This is a genomic window from Pseudomonas sp. BIC9C, from assembly GCF_034541995.1.
In the GTDB taxonomy this organism is placed as follows: domain Bacteria; phylum Pseudomonadota; class Gammaproteobacteria; order Pseudomonadales; family Pseudomonadaceae; genus Aquipseudomonas; species Aquipseudomonas fluorescens_CC.
Map to the genome: position 1 here is coordinate 1 of NZ_JAWDGM010000011.1, position 15666 is coordinate 15666.

At 60.7% G+C, this 15666-nt stretch carries 14 protein-coding genes; 3 read left to right on the forward strand and 11 right to left on the reverse strand.

What is annotated here, in order from left to right:
• Positions 1 to 627: 627 nt before the first annotated feature.
• The gene (locus tag RS887_RS30325; RefSeq protein ID WP_416340022.1) at positions 628 to 927 is read left to right on the forward strand and encodes a MerR family DNA-binding protein; all 300 of its coding nucleotides are present in this window, start codon (positions 628 to 630) and stop codon (positions 925 to 927) included.
• 431 nt (positions 928 to 1358) lie between these two features.
• Here RS887_RS30325 and RS887_RS30330 read toward each other — a convergent pair whose 3' ends face one another.
• The 3 genes from RS887_RS30330 to RS887_RS30340 are packed head-to-tail and all read right to left on the reverse strand — an operon-like array spanning position 1359 to position 3510.
• Complete coding sequence (locus RS887_RS30330; protein WP_322618300.1) at positions 1359 to 1826, reverse strand: arsenate reductase ArsC; 468 nt, start codon at positions 1824 to 1826, stop codon at positions 1359 to 1361.
• 29 nt (positions 1827 to 1855) lie between these two features.
• Positions 1856 to 3139, reverse strand: coding sequence for an arsenic transporter (locus RS887_RS30335; protein ID WP_322618301.1), 1284 nt, complete (start codon positions 3137 to 3139; stop codon positions 1856 to 1858).
• Between the two features lie 23 nt (positions 3140 to 3162).
• The gene (locus RS887_RS30340; RefSeq protein ID WP_322618302.1) at positions 3163 to 3510 is read right to left on the reverse strand and encodes a metalloregulator ArsR/SmtB family transcription factor; all 348 of its coding nucleotides are present in this window, start codon (positions 3508 to 3510) and stop codon (positions 3163 to 3165) included.
• A gap of 159 nt (positions 3511 to 3669) precedes the next feature.
• On the opposite strand from RS887_RS30340, the gene RS887_RS30345 reads away from it, so the two are divergent.
• Positions 3670 to 4170 carry a GNAT family N-acetyltransferase gene (locus tag RS887_RS30345; protein ID WP_322618303.1) on the forward strand — a complete coding sequence of 167 codons (501 nt, stop codon included), beginning with the start codon at positions 3670 to 3672 and terminating at the stop codon, positions 4168 to 4170.
• A 51-nt stretch (positions 4171 to 4221) separates the two neighbouring features.
• Here RS887_RS30345 and RS887_RS30350 read toward each other — a convergent pair whose 3' ends face one another.
• The 4 genes from RS887_RS30350 to RS887_RS30365 form a co-directional block, all read right to left on the reverse strand.
• Positions 4222 to 5118 (reverse strand): DUF2950 domain-containing protein, encoded by an 897-nt coding sequence (locus RS887_RS30350; RefSeq protein WP_322618304.1) that lies wholly within the window; start codon positions 5116 to 5118, stop codon positions 4222 to 4224.
• 26 nt (positions 5119 to 5144) lie between these two features.
• Positions 5145 to 6683 (reverse strand): DUF3300 domain-containing protein, encoded by a 1539-nt coding sequence (locus RS887_RS30355; RefSeq protein ID WP_322618305.1) that lies wholly within the window; start codon positions 6681 to 6683, stop codon positions 5145 to 5147.
• 165 nt (positions 6684 to 6848) lie between these two features.
• A complete protein-coding gene (locus RS887_RS30360; RefSeq protein WP_322618306.1) occupies positions 6849 to 8126 on the reverse strand; it encodes a flavohemoglobin expression-modulating QEGLA motif protein in 1278 nt (425 codons plus the stop codon).
• Positions 8127 to 8197: 71 nt separating this feature from the next.
• Positions 8198 to 9100, reverse strand: coding sequence for a LysR family transcriptional regulator (locus RS887_RS30365; protein WP_322618307.1), 903 nt, complete (start codon positions 9098 to 9100; stop codon positions 8198 to 8200).
• A 130-nt stretch (positions 9101 to 9230) separates the two neighbouring features.
• On the opposite strand from RS887_RS30365, the gene RS887_RS30370 reads away from it, so the two are divergent.
• Positions 9231 to 10061 carry an oxidoreductase gene (locus RS887_RS30370; protein ID WP_322618308.1) on the forward strand — a complete coding sequence of 277 codons (831 nt, stop codon included), beginning with the start codon at positions 9231 to 9233 and terminating at the stop codon, positions 10059 to 10061.
• A gap of 89 nt (positions 10062 to 10150) precedes the next feature.
• Here the strand turns inward: RS887_RS30370 and RS887_RS30375 are convergent, their stop codons facing one another.
• The 4 genes from RS887_RS30375 to RS887_RS30390 form a co-directional block, all read right to left on the reverse strand.
• Positions 10151 to 11689 carry a DHA2 family efflux MFS transporter permease subunit gene (locus RS887_RS30375; RefSeq protein ID WP_322618309.1) on the reverse strand — a complete coding sequence of 513 codons (1539 nt, stop codon included), beginning with the start codon at positions 11687 to 11689 and terminating at the stop codon, positions 10151 to 10153.
• Positions 11682 to 12887 (reverse strand): HlyD family secretion protein, encoded by a 1206-nt coding sequence (locus tag RS887_RS30380; RefSeq protein WP_322618310.1) that lies wholly within the window; start codon positions 12885 to 12887, stop codon positions 11682 to 11684. The genes RS887_RS30375 and RS887_RS30380 overlap by 8 nt, the downstream gene beginning before the upstream one ends.
• Entirely contained in the window at positions 12880 to 13344 is a 465-nt protein-coding gene (locus tag RS887_RS30385) for a MarR family transcriptional regulator (protein WP_322618311.1), read from the reverse strand. Before RS887_RS30385 ends, RS887_RS30380 begins: the two co-directional genes overlap by 8 nt.
• A gap of 242 nt (positions 13345 to 13586) precedes the next feature.
• On the reverse strand, positions 13587 to 15666 hold a 2080-nt coding region (locus tag RS887_RS30390), incomplete at its 5' end, for a TonB-dependent receptor family protein (RefSeq protein ID WP_322618312.1).

Sequence of the window (15666 nt, forward strand, 5' to 3'; positions counted from 1 at the left end):
CACGGCACTTACTACTGTGGCGATGTTCATTAGGCTTTACCTCTTTTGAAGTTCGCTTGACGAGGACCTAATGTGACACGTGATGAAAGTGAAGTTCACTTCACCGCGACGAACGCACCAACTCGAGTCGCCTGTAGCGGCTTCAGGCTCCCGGCTATTCCCCGCGCTTGACGCCTTACGACCATTCGTCCATTAAACGCCGTATTTGTTGGGTCAAACGCCATTTTTTGATGAGGTCATAACATGTCATGACGGATTTTTGCGCAAGATTTCACGCGGTAGATGTGACAGTACATGGACCGAAAATGCCTGCTTTCGGGCCAGGGGAGAAATATCGGGTATTGGCCGATTTCTGCCTGTTACCAAGGGCTGCAATCGCCTGTGGATTCAACCGGTCAACGCAACACAACTAAATTCTGTAAAAGCAGATGGAGTGTTGCAGATGAAGCAGAGACCTCGGATCTTTTGCACCGAAAGCCAGAAAAAACTGACGTGGTCCATTGCCGCGATCGGTGCGTGGCGAGCGTGGGGGTGATTGACAAAGGATCGATGGAAGTGGGGGAAGTGAAGCTGTCGTCCAGTTTTGTGAATGGTTGCAGCAGCACTTTAACCATCGGATCAAAGCCAATGCAGGAGCGCAATGGTTATCGGCTCTATCTACCGGAGCAGGTCAAACGGCTGCGCTTCATCAAGAGGGCGCAGGCGCTGGGGTTCACGCTGGATGAGGTGGGCATGCTGTTGACACTTGATGCGGCCTGTACTTGTCGCGAGACTCGGGCACTGGCCGTGCGCAAGCTGGCCATGATCGAGCAAAAGATGGCCGACCTTGCCGCCATTCGGCAGGTACTGGGCGGACTGGTGCAGAAATGCGATGCAGGCGACGGCGGGGCCGCTTGCCCGATCATCGATGTGCTGAACAGGGAGTGATGCCTGGTTGCCGGGCATCCTGCACAGACGTCAGGCCAGCACCCCGTACCCTGTAATCGTAAGGCTGCTTGCCAGCGGTCAGGAATGACCGCTTTTGGCTGAGCAGTCAATCCAGAGAGGATGTGGCAGGCGCCCCGGACGCCCCGGACATCGACGTGGTTGAGGTAGAGAACCAGGCCTGCACCTGATGCAATGAGTACGGCAGGCATACCCGTAGAAAACGTCCCGGGAGTCTGAGGGACGTATCGACAAAGAGTCGCAGCCCTGCGGATTCGTGGGGTTTTCGATTTTTTTTTCGACATCGTGACGCATGGCCCGAAACCAGCGGCAGTGTTTGTTGACTCAGTCTGGCTTCGCCTTGAGCAACCAATATCCGCCCCGGGAGCAGATGATGTCGAGATTGGGCAGCGGATGGGTCATGGGGGCTCCGGTTACAGCGTGCCGATGCGGTCGAGTTCCCGCTTCAGCGCATCGCGGTCAAGTTGGGCAAAGGGCAGGTCCAGGAATGCCCGACAGCGCGCTTCAATGTGCGCCAGGGTTGAGTGGAACGCCGCCGACACTGCTTCATCGCCCTTTATGTCCGATGGGTCTTCCAGGCCCCAATGCGCTTTCAGTGCCGGTCCGAAGTACAGGGGGCACGCCTCACCGGCGGCCTTGTCGCAGACCGTAATGACGATATCCGGAGGGGTGGTTTCGAACGCGTCATTGCCTTTGCTGCTCAAACCGTCGATGGCAATGCCAGCCTCTTGCAACGTGCTCAGGCTGCGGGGCAGCACCTGTCCCTTGGGGAAGCTGCCGGCACTGACCGCCTGAAAACCTTCCGGGGCGAGATGGTTGAACATGGCTTCGGACAGGATGCTGCGACAGCTATTGGCGGTACACATAAACAGAACGCGCATGGTGACTCCTCTTTGCAGTCGCTCAGGGGCTAAACGCTCAGGCGCAGGGCCAGGGCAGACAAGGTGATGAGCAGGATCGGCAACGTCAGAACCACGCCGACCCTGAAGTAGTAACCCCAGGTAATGCGGATGCCCTTGCGCTCCAGAACATGCAGCCAGAGCAGGGTGGCCAGGCTGCCGATGGGGGTGATTTTGGGGCCCAGGTCAGAGCCGATGACATTGGCGTAGATCATGGCTTCACGTACCACACCCGTGGCGTCACTGGCTTGAATCGACAGGGCGCCCACCAGCACCGTGGGCATGTTGTTCATGCCCGATGACAGCAAAGCCGTGAGCAGGCCAGTGCCCAACGCGGCGCCCCAGATGCCGAATTCGGCCATACGGTTCAGAGCCGTTGTCATGGAGGTGGTCAGTCCGGCGTTTTTCAGCCCGTAAACCACCAGGTACATGCCCAGCGAAAAGATCACGACGTGCCAGGGCGCTTCACGCAGCACTCGTCGGGTGGAAATCACGTGCCCCCGCGCAGCCACGGCGAACAGCATCGCAGCACAGACCGCTGCGATTGCGCTGACTGGAATGCCCAAGGGTTCCAGCGCAAACAGCCCGATCAACAACAAGGCCAGAACAATCCAGCCGACGCGGAAGGTCAGGGGGTCTCGCACGGCACGTCGCGGATCCAGCACGTCTTCCAGTGAGTAGTGCCTGGGAATGTCACGCCGGAAAAACCAGTACAGCACCGCAAGAGTGGTCGCCACGGCAACGAAATTGACCGGCACCATGATCGAGGCGTATTCGCTGAAACCCAGGTCGAAGTAGTCCGCTGAAACGATGTTGACCAGGTTGGACACCACCAGGGGCAAGCTCGCCGTGTCGGCAATAAAGCCGGCCGCCATGACGAACGCCAGGGTAGACGCTGGCGAAAAACGCAACGCGAGCAGTATTGAAACAACGATGGGGGTCAGGATCAGGGCCGCACCGTCATTGGCAAACAGCGCGGATACACCGGCCCCCAGCAGTATCGTGAATACGAACAGGCGACGGCCGTCACCCTTGGCCCAGCGCGCCACATGCAATGCGGCCCATTGGAAAAATCCGGCCTCATCGAGCAACAAGCTGATGATGATGAGCGAGATGAATGTCGCGGTGGCGTTCCAGACAATGCCCCACACCAGTGGAATATCGTCCAGCGTCACGACGCCCGCAAACAGGGCCAGTACGGCTCCCAGGGAGGCGCTCCAGCCGACGCCCAGGCCCTTGGGTTGCCAGATGACCAGCACCATGGTGAGCAGGAAAATGCTAAATGCAGTCAACATGCACAGTCTCGACGAATGAAGGGTCAGCAGCAGGCGGAAGTGTTGAGAGGACGGTCGCCCATCGCGTTCAGGCGAGTGCTGTTGTCTTCAAGCCAATCGGCGTTTGCCAGCAACGTTGTCTCGAGAACGTCACGAACCCACGCCGGCAGGTCAGGATTGAGCCGGTAATACACCCACTGTCCCTGACGGCGGTCCAGCAGCAGGCCGCACCCGCGAAGCTGTGCAAGATGGCGAGAAATTTTAGGCTGGCTGTCGTCCAGGGCACAGACCAGCTCACAAACGCATAACTCGCCTTCACGGGTGATGAGCAAGGTGGCCCGGGCGCGGGTTTCGTCGGACAGACATTTGAATACGGCGGCAGGATTGAGCATTGGCGGGGCTCGATACATATGGAAATACGAATATACGTTTATCCATATGTATTGCGCAAGCCGTTCGGGCTTTGGAAGGGGAAGGTCAGGCTCGGTAAGGTTGTTCAGGTATGAGATAAACTTGAACCATATCGGCGCAAGACAAAGGAGAGTTGATGAATGGAGTCGTTTAGCGTTCGCGAGCTGAAAAGGACTGACGCTGACGCGTTATTGGCTTTCGAAACCCATAACCGTGAATGGTTCGAATCCCATATTGACGCGCGCGATCCTGCTTTTTACTCGTTGCAGGGTGTCGCCGAACATATCGAAAGCTATTTATCCGATTTTGCCATCGGCGCCTGGCACCCGTTTGTCATCGTGGATTCCAGTCAGACAATCGTTGGTCGAGCCAATCTGAAAAGCATCGACCTGGCGACAGGGTCTGCTGAGGTGGGCTATCGGATTGCTCAACGCGCGTGCGGGCAGGGGCTGGCAACGTTGGCGCTGAGGCATCTGATCCAGGAGGCACAGATGCGCTGGGGGCTTACGCAATTGGTTGCCTTTGCCTACAAGGAAAATGTGGGCTCAAGAACAGTCCTTGATCGGTGCGGATTCCAACTGGAACAACCCTCCTGTTACGAAAGCACGGGGAACGAAGAGCGATTTGCCTTGTTGCTCTAGATAAGATCCCCAACGATTCCGAGTGTCGGCAGCAGGTCGGCGACGCCCCGGTCACTCCTGCTGCGCCTGATCTTCATCCACCTCTTTCCAGCTGTCATCCGGATCAAAGCGCTTCATCGCTTGCGCCAGTTTTTCACCACCGGGTCCCAGGTCTTTCTCGAACACCTGGCCTTCATGGCTGATCATGAAACTCATCACTCCGGTGTCGTTGTATTTCGCCGGCCAGGCGATCAGTGCAAAGCCCCGGCTCATCTTGTCACCGATGAGGTAACTGTAGGCGCCACCCGGTGCCGAAGGTCCCTGGCCATCAAGGATGCGGAAGTGGTATCCATGCCAGTCTTCGTCGGCAATGGCTTTGCCGAACGAAGGCCCTAGCGGGCTGATCTGGTCGCTATCGTCTTCTGCCCAATAGAGTCCGTCGTGCTTGCCGGGGGTGCTGAAGATTTTCTGTGCATACTCGAGGGCGCCATCACCGTCGCGATCGACTGACGCATAGTCCATCTGGGCGTCGTGATAGGCCAGCACCGACTGCACCGCGGCGAGTTCATTGCGGCCGATTTGACGTGTACGGATCTCGGCACTGCCGGCCTTCAGGTCAAAGCGCCAACCGTCCGTGGCTTTTGTCATGGGAATGGGCAGGGTCCAGTTCTTGCTGCCGACCGCCAGGACTGCCTTGCGGTCGCTGGTGTTTTCAATGTGATGTTGTTCGCGGTATTGCTGCAAAAACGCATCCACATCTTCACGCTGCACGCCTTCACGGGGGATGTAACTGTGCCAGTCGCTGCCCAGCAGCTCGGTCAGGCGTGCCTGGTCGGCGTGCTCCGTGCCCAGCGCTTCGACGAACGCTTCGGCAGCCTTTTCTGGTGTTGGAAACGCCTGCTGTGCCGTTGCCATGCACGACCATGCCAAGCCGACAGCTATCGCAAGGACATGAGGGAACAAGCCCATGAGTCCCTTCATTCGAGGATGGTTTTTCAACGGCGGCCCCCCCTTTGACGTGCTGGTGGACTGGACGGCCGACTGACCTGATGACCGGCCGATCGTGAGGCGCTTGGGCGCTGGGCGGATGCCTGACTCGCCCGGCCACGATTGGCCTGAAGGTTGGCCTGGGACGGTGAGCGCGCGCCGGCGAACGCATTGTTGCGGGCACTGCCGGCACTGGCGGCTGGCCGTTTATTCGTTCCTTGACGCGTCTGCGCGAGGCCCTCTTTGCGCTGATTCAACTGAGCTGTCTGGTTCCTGGGTTGCCGATCGGCCTGACGATTCACGTTCCCGGGCTGCTGATTGTCCCGGGTGTTTCTGGCAACACCCTGGCCTCTGTCAGCCGCCTTCGGTCTGTCTGCGCCGGCCTGCAAGCGATTGCCGTCCGAGGTTCCGGACTGGAGTTTGCGCGCTTGATCACGGGCCTGGAGGTTGCTGGTGGCAGGTCGTTCGATACCGTGCCTGTCCATTGAGTTGCGGGCATTTTCCCGGGCCTGGGCGCGCTGGGCATTGTCTCCTCGATAGGCTTCACGCTGACTGGCACCGTTCAATTGGCGGCCGTACTGTTCGCGGCTCTTGTTGTCGCGATAGGGAACGCCATTGCGGTGCACCGGGTTGTGCTGCCATTTGTTCTGGTTGTTGGTGATGCGGTTGTTGGCATTGATGTTGTTATAGCGGTTGACGTCGATGTCGACATCGTTATTGCCCCAGTCACATTCACCCCACAATGCCCCGACGATGGCCACGCCGGTACCAAACGCCAGCCCGGCCATCAAGGCCTGACCAGGGTAATAGGCCGGCGGCGGTGGATAGTACACGGGCGGCGACGCCGGGTAGGGCCAGGTGCCGTAGGTGGTTGTCGGGTTATAGGTGGGGACGTACACCACCTGCGGATCGGAAGGCTGGATGATGATGGTGGAGCTGCTGGCAGGGGCTGGAGCGGGTTCAGGCGCCGGTGCCGCCGTTGTGGTCTTGGGCGCCGGCGCCGCGACGTTCTGAATCGTCACGTTCTGATACTGGTTGCTCTGCAGGTTGCCAGCGGCCTGGGCCTGATGACGCAAGCGTTGTACGCCGTTCATGACATCGTCGGGCTGTGCCAGGAAGGCATCGCCCAGGCGTTGTACCCAGACGGGATCCTGCCCCAGCGTTGCCAGAACCTGCGGGAAGGCGACCAGCGCCTGCACGCTCGGATCCCAGGGTTGGCTCGCCACTTGTTTGACCGCATCGTCGCCCTTGGCGTCGGGGTGCGCTTTGGACCAGCTTACCGCCTCACCGACTTCTCCCGGGTAGGTGGTGGCCATCAGTACCTGAGCCAGCAAGGGGTCCGGGTACAGCGCAATGGGCGCCAGCATTTGATCCAGCTGTTCCTGGGTAAACACGGGGTCCTTGGCCGCCGCTGTGACGGGCGCTGCATTGGTCGCGTTTGCCGGTGCGGGGGCTGCGGTGGTGGTCTCATTTGCACCCAGTGCCAGGCCGGAAGATCCGCTCAAAAGCAGTACGGCCGACAACGCGTAAAGTAATGGAATGTGCATTGCACCCCCCATGTGGTCAGGCAGGCTTGAAATGAGTGGATCATCCCTGGCAGGTGCAAGCCGGCTTTGCAAGCCACATAGCTCGGCCTCGACACCGCTTCCTAATGGTAGCAGCTGATTTCAAGGACCCCGGTTGGCATTAAATAGTTGTGACGTTGATCCCGATCAATGTGCGCTGGCATTGCTTTCGTGTTCCTCGGCGAAGGCCATGAATACCTTCAGGTCCAGCACATCCAGCTTGATCTGGGCGATGAACGCCGAGAAGGCCAGGTTGGCGGCCAGGATACGCAGATCCGAGGCCCAGGCCGGAAGATAGACCGGTGCCTTGAGCCAGCCGGAGTCGAAAAGCGGCGCCAGACGCAGGGTGTCAGCCAGGCTGAGGCGCCCTGCAAACAAATGCCCGATCAGTTCCGGCCGGTTATCGCGGATTGCAATACGCAGCAGGGTGTGGACGCCGAGCAGCCCGGTCAGGTAAGCGGCATCCTTGGTAAACGCCGAGCCGCCATGCAGATCGACGCCGCGGAACACCCGTTGGGTAGAGCGGAACGATTCCTCTTGTGTCTGCCCCGCCGCCAGAAACCCTTCGAACACCTGGATGAAGTCGGCGCCCTCCAGCGCCTGCTGGACGGCAAGTACGCGCAGGGCCAGGCGACGCAGGCGGTTGATGTCCATGCTGCCAGTGAACAGTTCGGCCAGGGTGGCAATGCCTTCCTGGGTCTGGGTCGTGCGGGGCGCTCCCAGGCCCAGGCTGATGAGGTTGGGCTGTCGCGCGCCGTTTTGTGCCGTGGCGATATGCACGAAGGCCTCGTGTTGCAACAGCTGATTCTTGTCCAGCTCCGAGAACAGTGCGCTGGCCCGCAGGCGAATGCGGCTGGATCCGGCGATGGCCTTGGCGGCCAGGTTCGGATCGAGCACGACCGTGATCTGTCCGGCGCCGAAGAAACGGTCCAGTTCCGGTTGAAGCCAGGCGGCGAACGCCTTGGCCGGGATCTCGGCCGGGCTCGGTGGAATCCGCGCACCGCCCAGCAGGGCGTCGGTGGTCTTGAGGAAGAAATTGGCGGCGTCGAGCATGCTCAGTTGCAAGCGCGTGTAATAGAAGTCCGGACGCCGGTACAGTGCTGACGAATAGTGAGTAAACGCCGGGGTACCAATGGCCCCCAGCATGTGTCCGGCCGTGGCATAGCTACGGGCGGTCATGGCGAGGAAATTCCCGGCCGGATGCCCAATATCGCAACGACTGATAAAAGTTTCCAGGGCGGCGATGTCGGCGCTGTGGTCGCGGGGCTGCAACTCGACCCTGGGTAATTCGGCACGCCCGCCGCGCCATTTCGCCAGGAAGTCTTCCTCGACCCCATCCGGCCAGGACAGGGCATCCAGCACGCGGATCTTGCGGGTCAGGCCGGGCAGGGCGGCATCGAGCTCGGACAGGGCGGCGGCGCTCATGGATATCTCCTTGAGGGACGAAGTGGCGTTACAAAAGCTTAGCCGTCGCGCGTGGTTATGTGTTGAGCTGGCTACGTGTTGAGCTGGCGGGCCGCGCGAGCAAAGTCGATGAATGCCTTGAGCGCTGCGGGCACATGGCGGCGACTCGGGTAATACAAGTGCAGGCCGGGATAGTAGGGGCACCAGTCAGCCAGCACCTGGATCAAGCGGGCATCAGCCAGATACCCGCTGACCATGTCCTCGAATACATAGGCCAAACCCACACCTTGCAATGCCGGACCGATCATCAGGCTGACATCGCCGAGCGTGAGCGGGCCGCTGACTTCGATTTCCTGGGTGATCCCACCGCGTTCGAATTCCCATCGGTACATCGCGCCGCTGGGGAAGCGATGGCGGATGCACGGCAGGCCATGCAAGTCCTCGGGTTTGTGTGGTGCAACATGCCGTTCGAAGAAGGCCGGTGAGCCCACGACCACCGAGCGCATGTTCGGCCCGATGGGCAGTGAAACCATGTCGGCTTCCAGGCGGTTGCCAAAGCGTACCCCGGCGTCAAAACCGCCGGCGACCACGTCCACCAGGGCGTCGCTCTCGACGATCTCCAGGCGGATATCCGGGTACGCCTGCAAGAACTGGCTGACAATCGGCAGCAGTACCAACTCACATGCCTGTCGACCTGCGGTGATGCGCAGGTTGCCTGAGGGTTTGTCGCGAAAGTTGTTGAGGTCTTCCAGTGCATCATCGATGTCACGAAAGGCCGGTTTCAGCCGGGCGTAAAGTCGTTCCCCAGCGTCAGTCAAGGCCACGCTGCGGGTGGTGCGGTTGAACAGCCGTACGCCCAGGCGATTCTCCAGGGCGCGCAATGAGTGACTCAAGGCTGAAGGCGTGAGGCCGAGTTCCACGGCCGCACGACTGAAGTTCAGGTGCCGGGCGATACACAGGAAAATCGACAGGTCGGCGGTGGAGGGGGATGCCATTTGTGAGCGCCTTTCACTAAGTCATGCAAAATTTCCTGGATTATCACATCAGTAACACGCGCTTAAAGTCGCATCAACTCATCGAGAAGGCCTGGCAATGTCGCACGGGTCGCTGACAGGAGGAGTTGAAATGCGTACCTGGTTCATTACTGGCGCTTCCCGTGGTTTTGGCACCCTCATCGCAGAACACGCCCTGCGTGCCGGCGACGCGGTTATTGCCACTGCCCGCAATCCACAAGACATCATTGACCGTCTGGGTGATCAGCCGAACCTGCTCGCCGTGCGGCTGGATATCACCCGCGAGGAAGAAGCCCATCTGGCTGTCGCGGAAGGCATCAAGCGTTTCGGGCGCATTGACGTGCTGATCAACAACGCCGGTTTCGGTGTGCTGGGCGCGGTGGAAGAAACCAGCGCCAACGAAACGGAGCGTCTGTTCGCCACCAACGTGTTCGGCGTACTCAACGTCACCCGCGCCGTACTGCCGCACATGCGTCGCCAGCGTAGTGGTCATGTCATCAACATCTCGTCGATTGGCGGCTATCAGGCCTACATGGGCTGGGGCGTGTACGGTTCCACAAAGTTTGCGGTGGAGGGCATTACCGAAGCGCTGCATCAGGAACTGGCGCCCTTGGGCATCCATGCGACAGTTGTCGAACCCGGGTTCTTCCGTACCGACTTCCTGGACGAGCAGTCGCTGATCAAGACCGCCCTGGAACTGCCGGACTACGAGGAAACCGTGGGCAAGATGCGCCAATTCGCCGAAGGCGCCAACCATGCGCAGCCTGGTGATCCGGTGAAGTTTGCCGAAGCGATGCTTGCGCTGGTCAACGCCCCGGAGCCACCACAACGCCTGGCGCTGGGCAGCGACACCGTGGCACGAATCGAGGCGAAAAACCGCTTTGTGCAAGCGGAACTAACCGAATGGAAAGCGCTGGCGCTGTCCACCGACTTCATGGCCTGAGGCGGCGGCCCAACGCTGGTTTCAACAGGTGCGAAAGAACCGGGTGAGTCCCGGTTTTTGCGTTTGTGCAGATAAGCTCACGCCGGTCTTTATTCCATGACCGGTGCCGACTCTTCCTGTGCCTGGTGGCTTGGGGCTTTGATAATCAGCAACAACGGCATGACCGCCAGTGACAACAGCATCAGCAGCTTGAAGTCGTCCACGTAAGCGATCCAGCTGGCTTGCACGTTGACCAGGGCGTCCAGGGTGGCGCGGCCGGAGGCGGCCATCGGGTCCAGGAAACGCTTGATCACTCCGGCGTCGAAGGCCCGATTGAAGGGCGTGATGTAGGCACCTATCTGCTCGTGGTTGGCCTGGATGTTCTGGGTGAGCAGCACAGTCACGATGGAAATCCCGACGCTGGAACCGACATTTCGCGACAGGCTGTAAAGCCCGGTGCCTTCGGCGCGCAAGGAGGCGGGCAGGGTCGCGAAGGCAACCGTGGTCAGTGGCACAAACAGCATGCCCAGGCTGGTGCCCTGGATGAAGCCGACCCAGATGACGGTTTGCATCGACACGTCCGGCGTCCAGCCGGTCATCAGCCCCATCGACAGCGCTGACAACCCCAGGCCCGTCAGCAGTAACAGGCGGGTATCGACTTTGCCCAACAGTCGGCCGGCGAGGAACATGGTCAGCATCGTGCCCAGGCCACGCGGGCCCATCACCATGCCGGCGGTCAGCACCGGATAAACCATCAGGGTTTGCAGGTAAGGGGTCATCAGCGCCAGTGAGGCCAGGTAGGTAATACCGACGATAAAAATGAAGATGACGCTGATCGAAAAATTGCGATCCTTGAACAGCTTGGGGTTGATGAAGGGGGCATCGGTGGTGAAGGTGTGAACCAGAAACACGTACAGGGCGACAGCGGCCACGATTGCTTCGACGAGGATTTCCCCGGAGGCGAACCAGCCCAGTTGCTCACCCCGGTCAAGGAGCAGTTGCAGGGCCATGATCGTCACGCTCAGCGAGCCGAAGCCAAGCCAATCCAGGCGGGTCGTGGTGTCGGTGCTCGTTTCGCTGACGTAGTAGACGATCCCGGCCAGCGCCAGCAAACCAATGGGCAAATTGATGAAGAACACCCAGCGCCAGCTGAAGTTCTCGGTCAGCCAGCCCCCGAGCATCGGCCCCAGCACGGGGCCGACCATGACCGATACGCCGAACAGCGCCATGGCCGAACCGCGCTCCTTGAGGCTGTAGATGTCCAGCAGAATGCCTTGGGAAATTGGCACCAGCGCCGCGCCCGCCAGGCCCTGCAGCAGGCGGGCAAGGATGATTTCTTCCAGCGATTGCGCCAGGCCGCAAAGGATCGACGAGACCACAAAACCGACAATCGCCCACAGCAGTACGCGTTTGCGCCCGAAGCGCCGGGCCAGAAAGGCAGACGGCGGCGTCATGATTGCGGCGGCGACGATGTAGGACGTCAGCACCCAGTTGATCTGGTCCGAACTGGCCGAGATGCTTCCTTGCATGTAGGGCAGGGCGACGTTCGCGATGGTGGTGTCGAGCGCTTGCATGATCACCGCCAGCACGACGCACGCGGTGATCATCCCGCGATGGGCCACCACTTCGGTCGCTGCCGGGTCAGTCATGGACGGAGGCCTTGCTCGCCAGCAACCCCGAGAACAGGTGTGGCAGGCCACGGGCCGAGCCGGTATCGATCTCGGCCTGCACACTCATGCCGGTGCGCAGCGGCGGTTTTCCCCCGGCATCATCAATGCTGATGCGCACGGGAATCCGTTGCACGACCTTGACCCAGTTGCCCGTGGTGTTTTGCGCGGGCAGCAACGAGAAGCTTGAACCTGACGCCGGGCTGATGCTGTCGACGGTGCCGTGCCACTGGACGCCGGGATAACTGTCAACGCTGATAGCGACGGGCTGACCGGGTTTCATGTGGGTCAGTTCGGTTTCCTTGGGCGACGCCGCGACCCACAGGTGGTCAGCCGACACGAGGCTGATGCTCGATTGCGGTGGTTGCAGGTACGAGCCGACCTGCAGCGAATCGACGTTGGTCACGACACCGTCAAACGACGCCCTGACCACCGAGTTGTCCAGGTTGCGCTGCGCTTCGTCGACGGCGGCCTGGGCGACCCGATACGCAGGCTGTTGTTCGACGGAGGTGCCGATATTTCCGCCCAGTTGCGCCAGCACCATTTGTGCCGTGGCCTTGGCCACGGTGATTTTTTGCCGGGTGCTGTCCAGCGCATGCCGGGCATCGTCGTAGTTGGTTCTGGACACCGCCGCAACGCTGACCAGGGTTTGCTGGCGCTGGAAGCTGGCCTGGTAGTACGCGAGGTCGATTTGTGCCTGGTCGATTTCGGCCAGCGCTTGCTGGTAATTGGCCTGGAGATTGAGGATCTGGTTGCGCACATTGCTCAGCTGCGCCCTGGCACTGGCCAATGCGATTTCAAAGGGCGCCGGCTTCAGGGTGAACAGGACCTGGCCCTTGACCACCCGCTGATTGTCCTTGACGTCAACCGAGGCGACCAGGCCCGAGACATCGGTGGAGACACCGACATGATCGGCTTGTATGTAGGCATTGTCGGTGGAAACGATCTGCCCACCCGTGACATACAGGTAACCACCGACCACCAGCACGACAGGCAGCAAGGCAAAGAGTGTGGTGCGTACGAGCTGCCGTCTCGGTCGGGCCGGGGCGGCATTGCCCGGAGAGGTCTCGGTGTGTCCGAGGTCCGGTTTGCGGGCTTGTGTTGAGGAGGGGCCTTCAAGCCGTGGGGCCTTGGGCATCGTGGCAGGTTCGGCGGGTGGCTTCAGGCGTTGATCAGTCATGACGACGCTCCTCCTCTTCGATGGGAAGACTGCAGGCCTTGATTAGGTTGGACCTCATGCGCTTCATCATCCCCAGCAGCAGCTGTTCCTCCTCGGCAGAGAATCCGCGGGTGGCCTCCTGGCGAGTCGATCGACCCATGTCACGCATGAGTTGCAGCAGCGGATGAGCCTGCTCCGTCAAAAACAGCAGGGACAGGCGTCGATCCGTGGGATGACGACGTCGCTCGACCAAGCCGCGCTCGGCCATTTTGTCCAGCAGACGCACGAGGGTGATCGATTCCAGTTCCAGTAGATCCGCGAGCCCTTTTTGATGGATACCTTCATGGGTCGACAGCATGGCCAGCACTTGCCACTGCGACCGGGTGAGGCCGACATGCCGTGCGCGCTGCTCAAACCGCTTGCGCATCAGCCGGGCGCTGTCGTGCAGGGCAAAACCAAGGGTCAATGGGTCAGTCATGTTGAAGTCTGCGGCTGATGAGTTAACTCATCATAGTTGAGCTTGTAATTAGCAAGCTATCTATATTTCCAAAATAATTCAGATGAATCGATTCAATGAACAACTAAAAACCCCTGTAGGAGCTGGCTTGCCAGCGATGGTGTTTTACCTTCAACAGAGATGTTGAGCGGCATATTGCTATCGCTGGCAAGCCAGCTCCTACAGGGGGGCGTGTGGAGGTTTAAAGCCTGTCCGACGCGACCTCAGAGCAGGCTCCAAGACACCCCGACGTACATCGCCATGCCTTCACCGGGCGTGGATCGTGCCGCGTCCAACCCTTTGTCGTCGTAGCCCGGCGTGACGGTGGCGGCATAGTGCTTGTCGGTCAGGTTGCGCAGGTCCAGCCAGGTCTGCCAGTCGCCCTTGGGCGCGTTGTAGCCCAGCGTCGCGCCGAATATTGCGTAGGGATCGGCGTAATAGCTGTTGGCGTAATCGACGGCCACCTTGGACACCCATTGCGTGTTGAATGCGGCGAAAAAGCCTTGTAGCCAGTCGTAGCGCAGTTCGCCCTGGTAATAGTGCATCGGCAGGCCCGGCAGGCGGTTGTCGCCAAAGCGCTCATCGTCGCGGTAGTGGAAGTCACTGAAGGTATAGCTCTGGCGCAGGCTCAATTGGCCGCCATCGTCCGGCGACCAAAGCGGGCTCAGCAGGCTGGCTTCCACGCCCTGGTGCACGGTGGGGCTGGCGTTGAGCTCGTAGGGCGTGGTGACGCTGGCATTCGGCAACACCGATAGCAATTCATGGCGCACCTGGGCGTAGTACCAGGCCAGGCTCCATTGCCCCAAAGTGCTGTCACCACGGCCCCCGATTTCCAGGGTGGTGGCGGTCTGGTTTTGCAGCTTGACCGGGTCGCGCTGGGCACCGGTGGCGACGCCGCTGCCGGCGGGGAATCGAATGTTGGAGCTATAGATCAGCGACCACGGGTGTGGCGCCTCGACCGAGCGACTGAGATTGCCGAACAGTTGCAGATCAGGCGTCAATTGGTAGCGCAGGCCCACGCGCGGGGCGTAGTCCCAGTCGTGCAGGCTGGTCTTGCCACCTTCCTGCGGGTAGGTGACATCGCTTTCGCGGCGGGTGTAGAGGGCGGCGAGGCCGGTGGTCAGCCACAGGTCGTCGGCGATCTCCAGGTCATTGCCGATATGCAGGACCGTGTCCGAGCCCTGATAGGTGAAGTTGCGAATCAGCGTGCCTGGCGCGTAGCCGGCGGTATTGCCGGTGGGGATGCGCACGAACTCGCTGGCGCCATCATTGGGCAGGTGTCTGGTCACGCGCAGGCCTAGCGTGCTTTGGCTTTGCAGACCCCAGAGCGTGTCGCGACGCTTGTAGTCGAACGTGCCGCTGACATCCGTGTACGCCACCTTAAGGCGATTGGGGCCCTCGCTCAAGTCCATGGGATAGTCGTGGTAGACCAGGCCGGTCTGGATGCTCGAATCGTCATCGATGTACCAGGTGGTCTTGTTGCCGATAAACGTGCTGCCCGGCTCATCGCGGCGGTCGTCCCGCGCCACGTAGGCGGGGTTGGCCGCCCGAGGGTCGTGCTCGATGGAGTGCTTGGTCACGCGTCCCGCGAGCTCGTTGTCGGTCTGGCGGTGGCGCAGGTAGAAGCGTGTTTCCAGGTCGGGATTGAGGCGATAACCGAAGTTGGCGATGACGCCCTGGCTCTCGCTGGCCGTATGGTCCTGGTAGCCATCGGCGTTTGCCTCGGTCATGGCCACGTAGTAATCGAAGTCGCCGAGCACTTGCCCGGAACTGACCTGGCGCTGGAGGTAGCCGTGGCTGCCCGTTGCGTAGCGCACCTGCAACAACGGTGAGTCGTAGCCGGTGTGGCTGACGTAATCGATGGCCCCGCCCAAGGCCAGCGCGCCCCGGTCGAAACCGTTGGCGCCGCGCAGCACTTCCACATGGTCGAGCCACAGCGGTTCCAGCAATTCATAGGGCGTGCCGCCAGGGCCGGTCAGAGGCAGACCGTCGAGCATGGCGTACAGCCCCGAGGCATGAGCGCCCGGTGCACGGTTGATGCCCGATCCGCGGATCGAAATCTTCACCCCTTCGTTGCCCGCCGACTGGGCATAGATCCCGGGCTGGTAAGCCAGTACATCCTGGTTGCTGGCCACGCGTCCCTGCAACGGGCGGCGCAGGTCGACCACATTGGTGCCACCAGGCACCTGGGCCAGCCGAGCCTTGGCGGCCTCGATCGCCTGGTCTTCGTCGCTCTGGTCCTCAGCCCCAATCAGCACTTGTCCCAACTCCAGGCCCTGAGCCTCGCTTATGGCCGGACAAACA

Bases quoted from the DNA above. Each gene is read 5' to 3' on its own strand.
- RS887_RS30360 (WP_322618306.1), bottom strand. From the start codon at position 8,126: ATGAGCGCCGCCGCCCTGTCCGAGCTCGATGCCGCCCTGCCCGGCCTG.
- RS887_RS30365 (WP_322618307.1), bottom strand. From the start codon at position 9,100: ATGGCATCCCCCTCCACCGCCGACCTGTCGATTTTCCTGTGTATCGCC.
- RS887_RS30375 (WP_322618309.1), bottom strand. From the start codon at position 11,689: ATGACTGACCCGGCAGCGACCGAAGTGGTGGCCCATCGCGGGATGATC.
- RS887_RS30385 (WP_322618311.1), bottom strand. From the start codon at position 13,344: ATGACTGACCCATTGACCCTTGGTTTTGCCCTGCACGACAGCGCCCGG.
- RS887_RS30345 (WP_322618303.1), top strand. From the start codon at position 3,670: ATGGAGTCGTTTAGCGTTCGCGAGCTGAAAAGGACTGACGCTGACGCG.
- RS887_RS30355 (WP_322618305.1), bottom strand. From the start codon at position 6,683: ATGCACATTCCATTACTTTACGCGTTGTCGGCCGTACTGCTTTTGAGC.
- RS887_RS30370 (WP_322618308.1), top strand. From the start codon at position 9,231: ATGCGTACCTGGTTCATTACTGGCGCTTCCCGTGGTTTTGGCACCCTC.
- RS887_RS30335 (WP_322618301.1), bottom strand. From the start codon at position 3,139: ATGTTGACTGCATTTAGCATTTTCCTGCTCACCATGGTGCTGGTCATC.
- RS887_RS30340 (WP_322618302.1), bottom strand. From the start codon at position 3,510: ATGCTCAATCCTGCCGCCGTATTCAAATGTCTGTCCGACGAAACCCGC.
- RS887_RS30325 (WP_416340022.1), top strand. From the start codon at position 628: ATGCAGGAGCGCAATGGTTATCGGCTCTATCTACCGGAGCAGGTCAAA.
- RS887_RS30330 (WP_322618300.1), bottom strand. From the start codon at position 1,826: ATGCGCGTTCTGTTTATGTGTACCGCCAATAGCTGTCGCAGCATCCTG.
- RS887_RS30380 (WP_322618310.1), bottom strand. From the start codon at position 12,887: ATGACTGATCAACGCCTGAAGCCACCCGCCGAACCTGCCACGATGCCC.
- RS887_RS30350 (WP_322618304.1), bottom strand. From the start codon at position 5,118: ATGGGCTTGTTCCCTCATGTCCTTGCGATAGCTGTCGGCTTGGCATGG.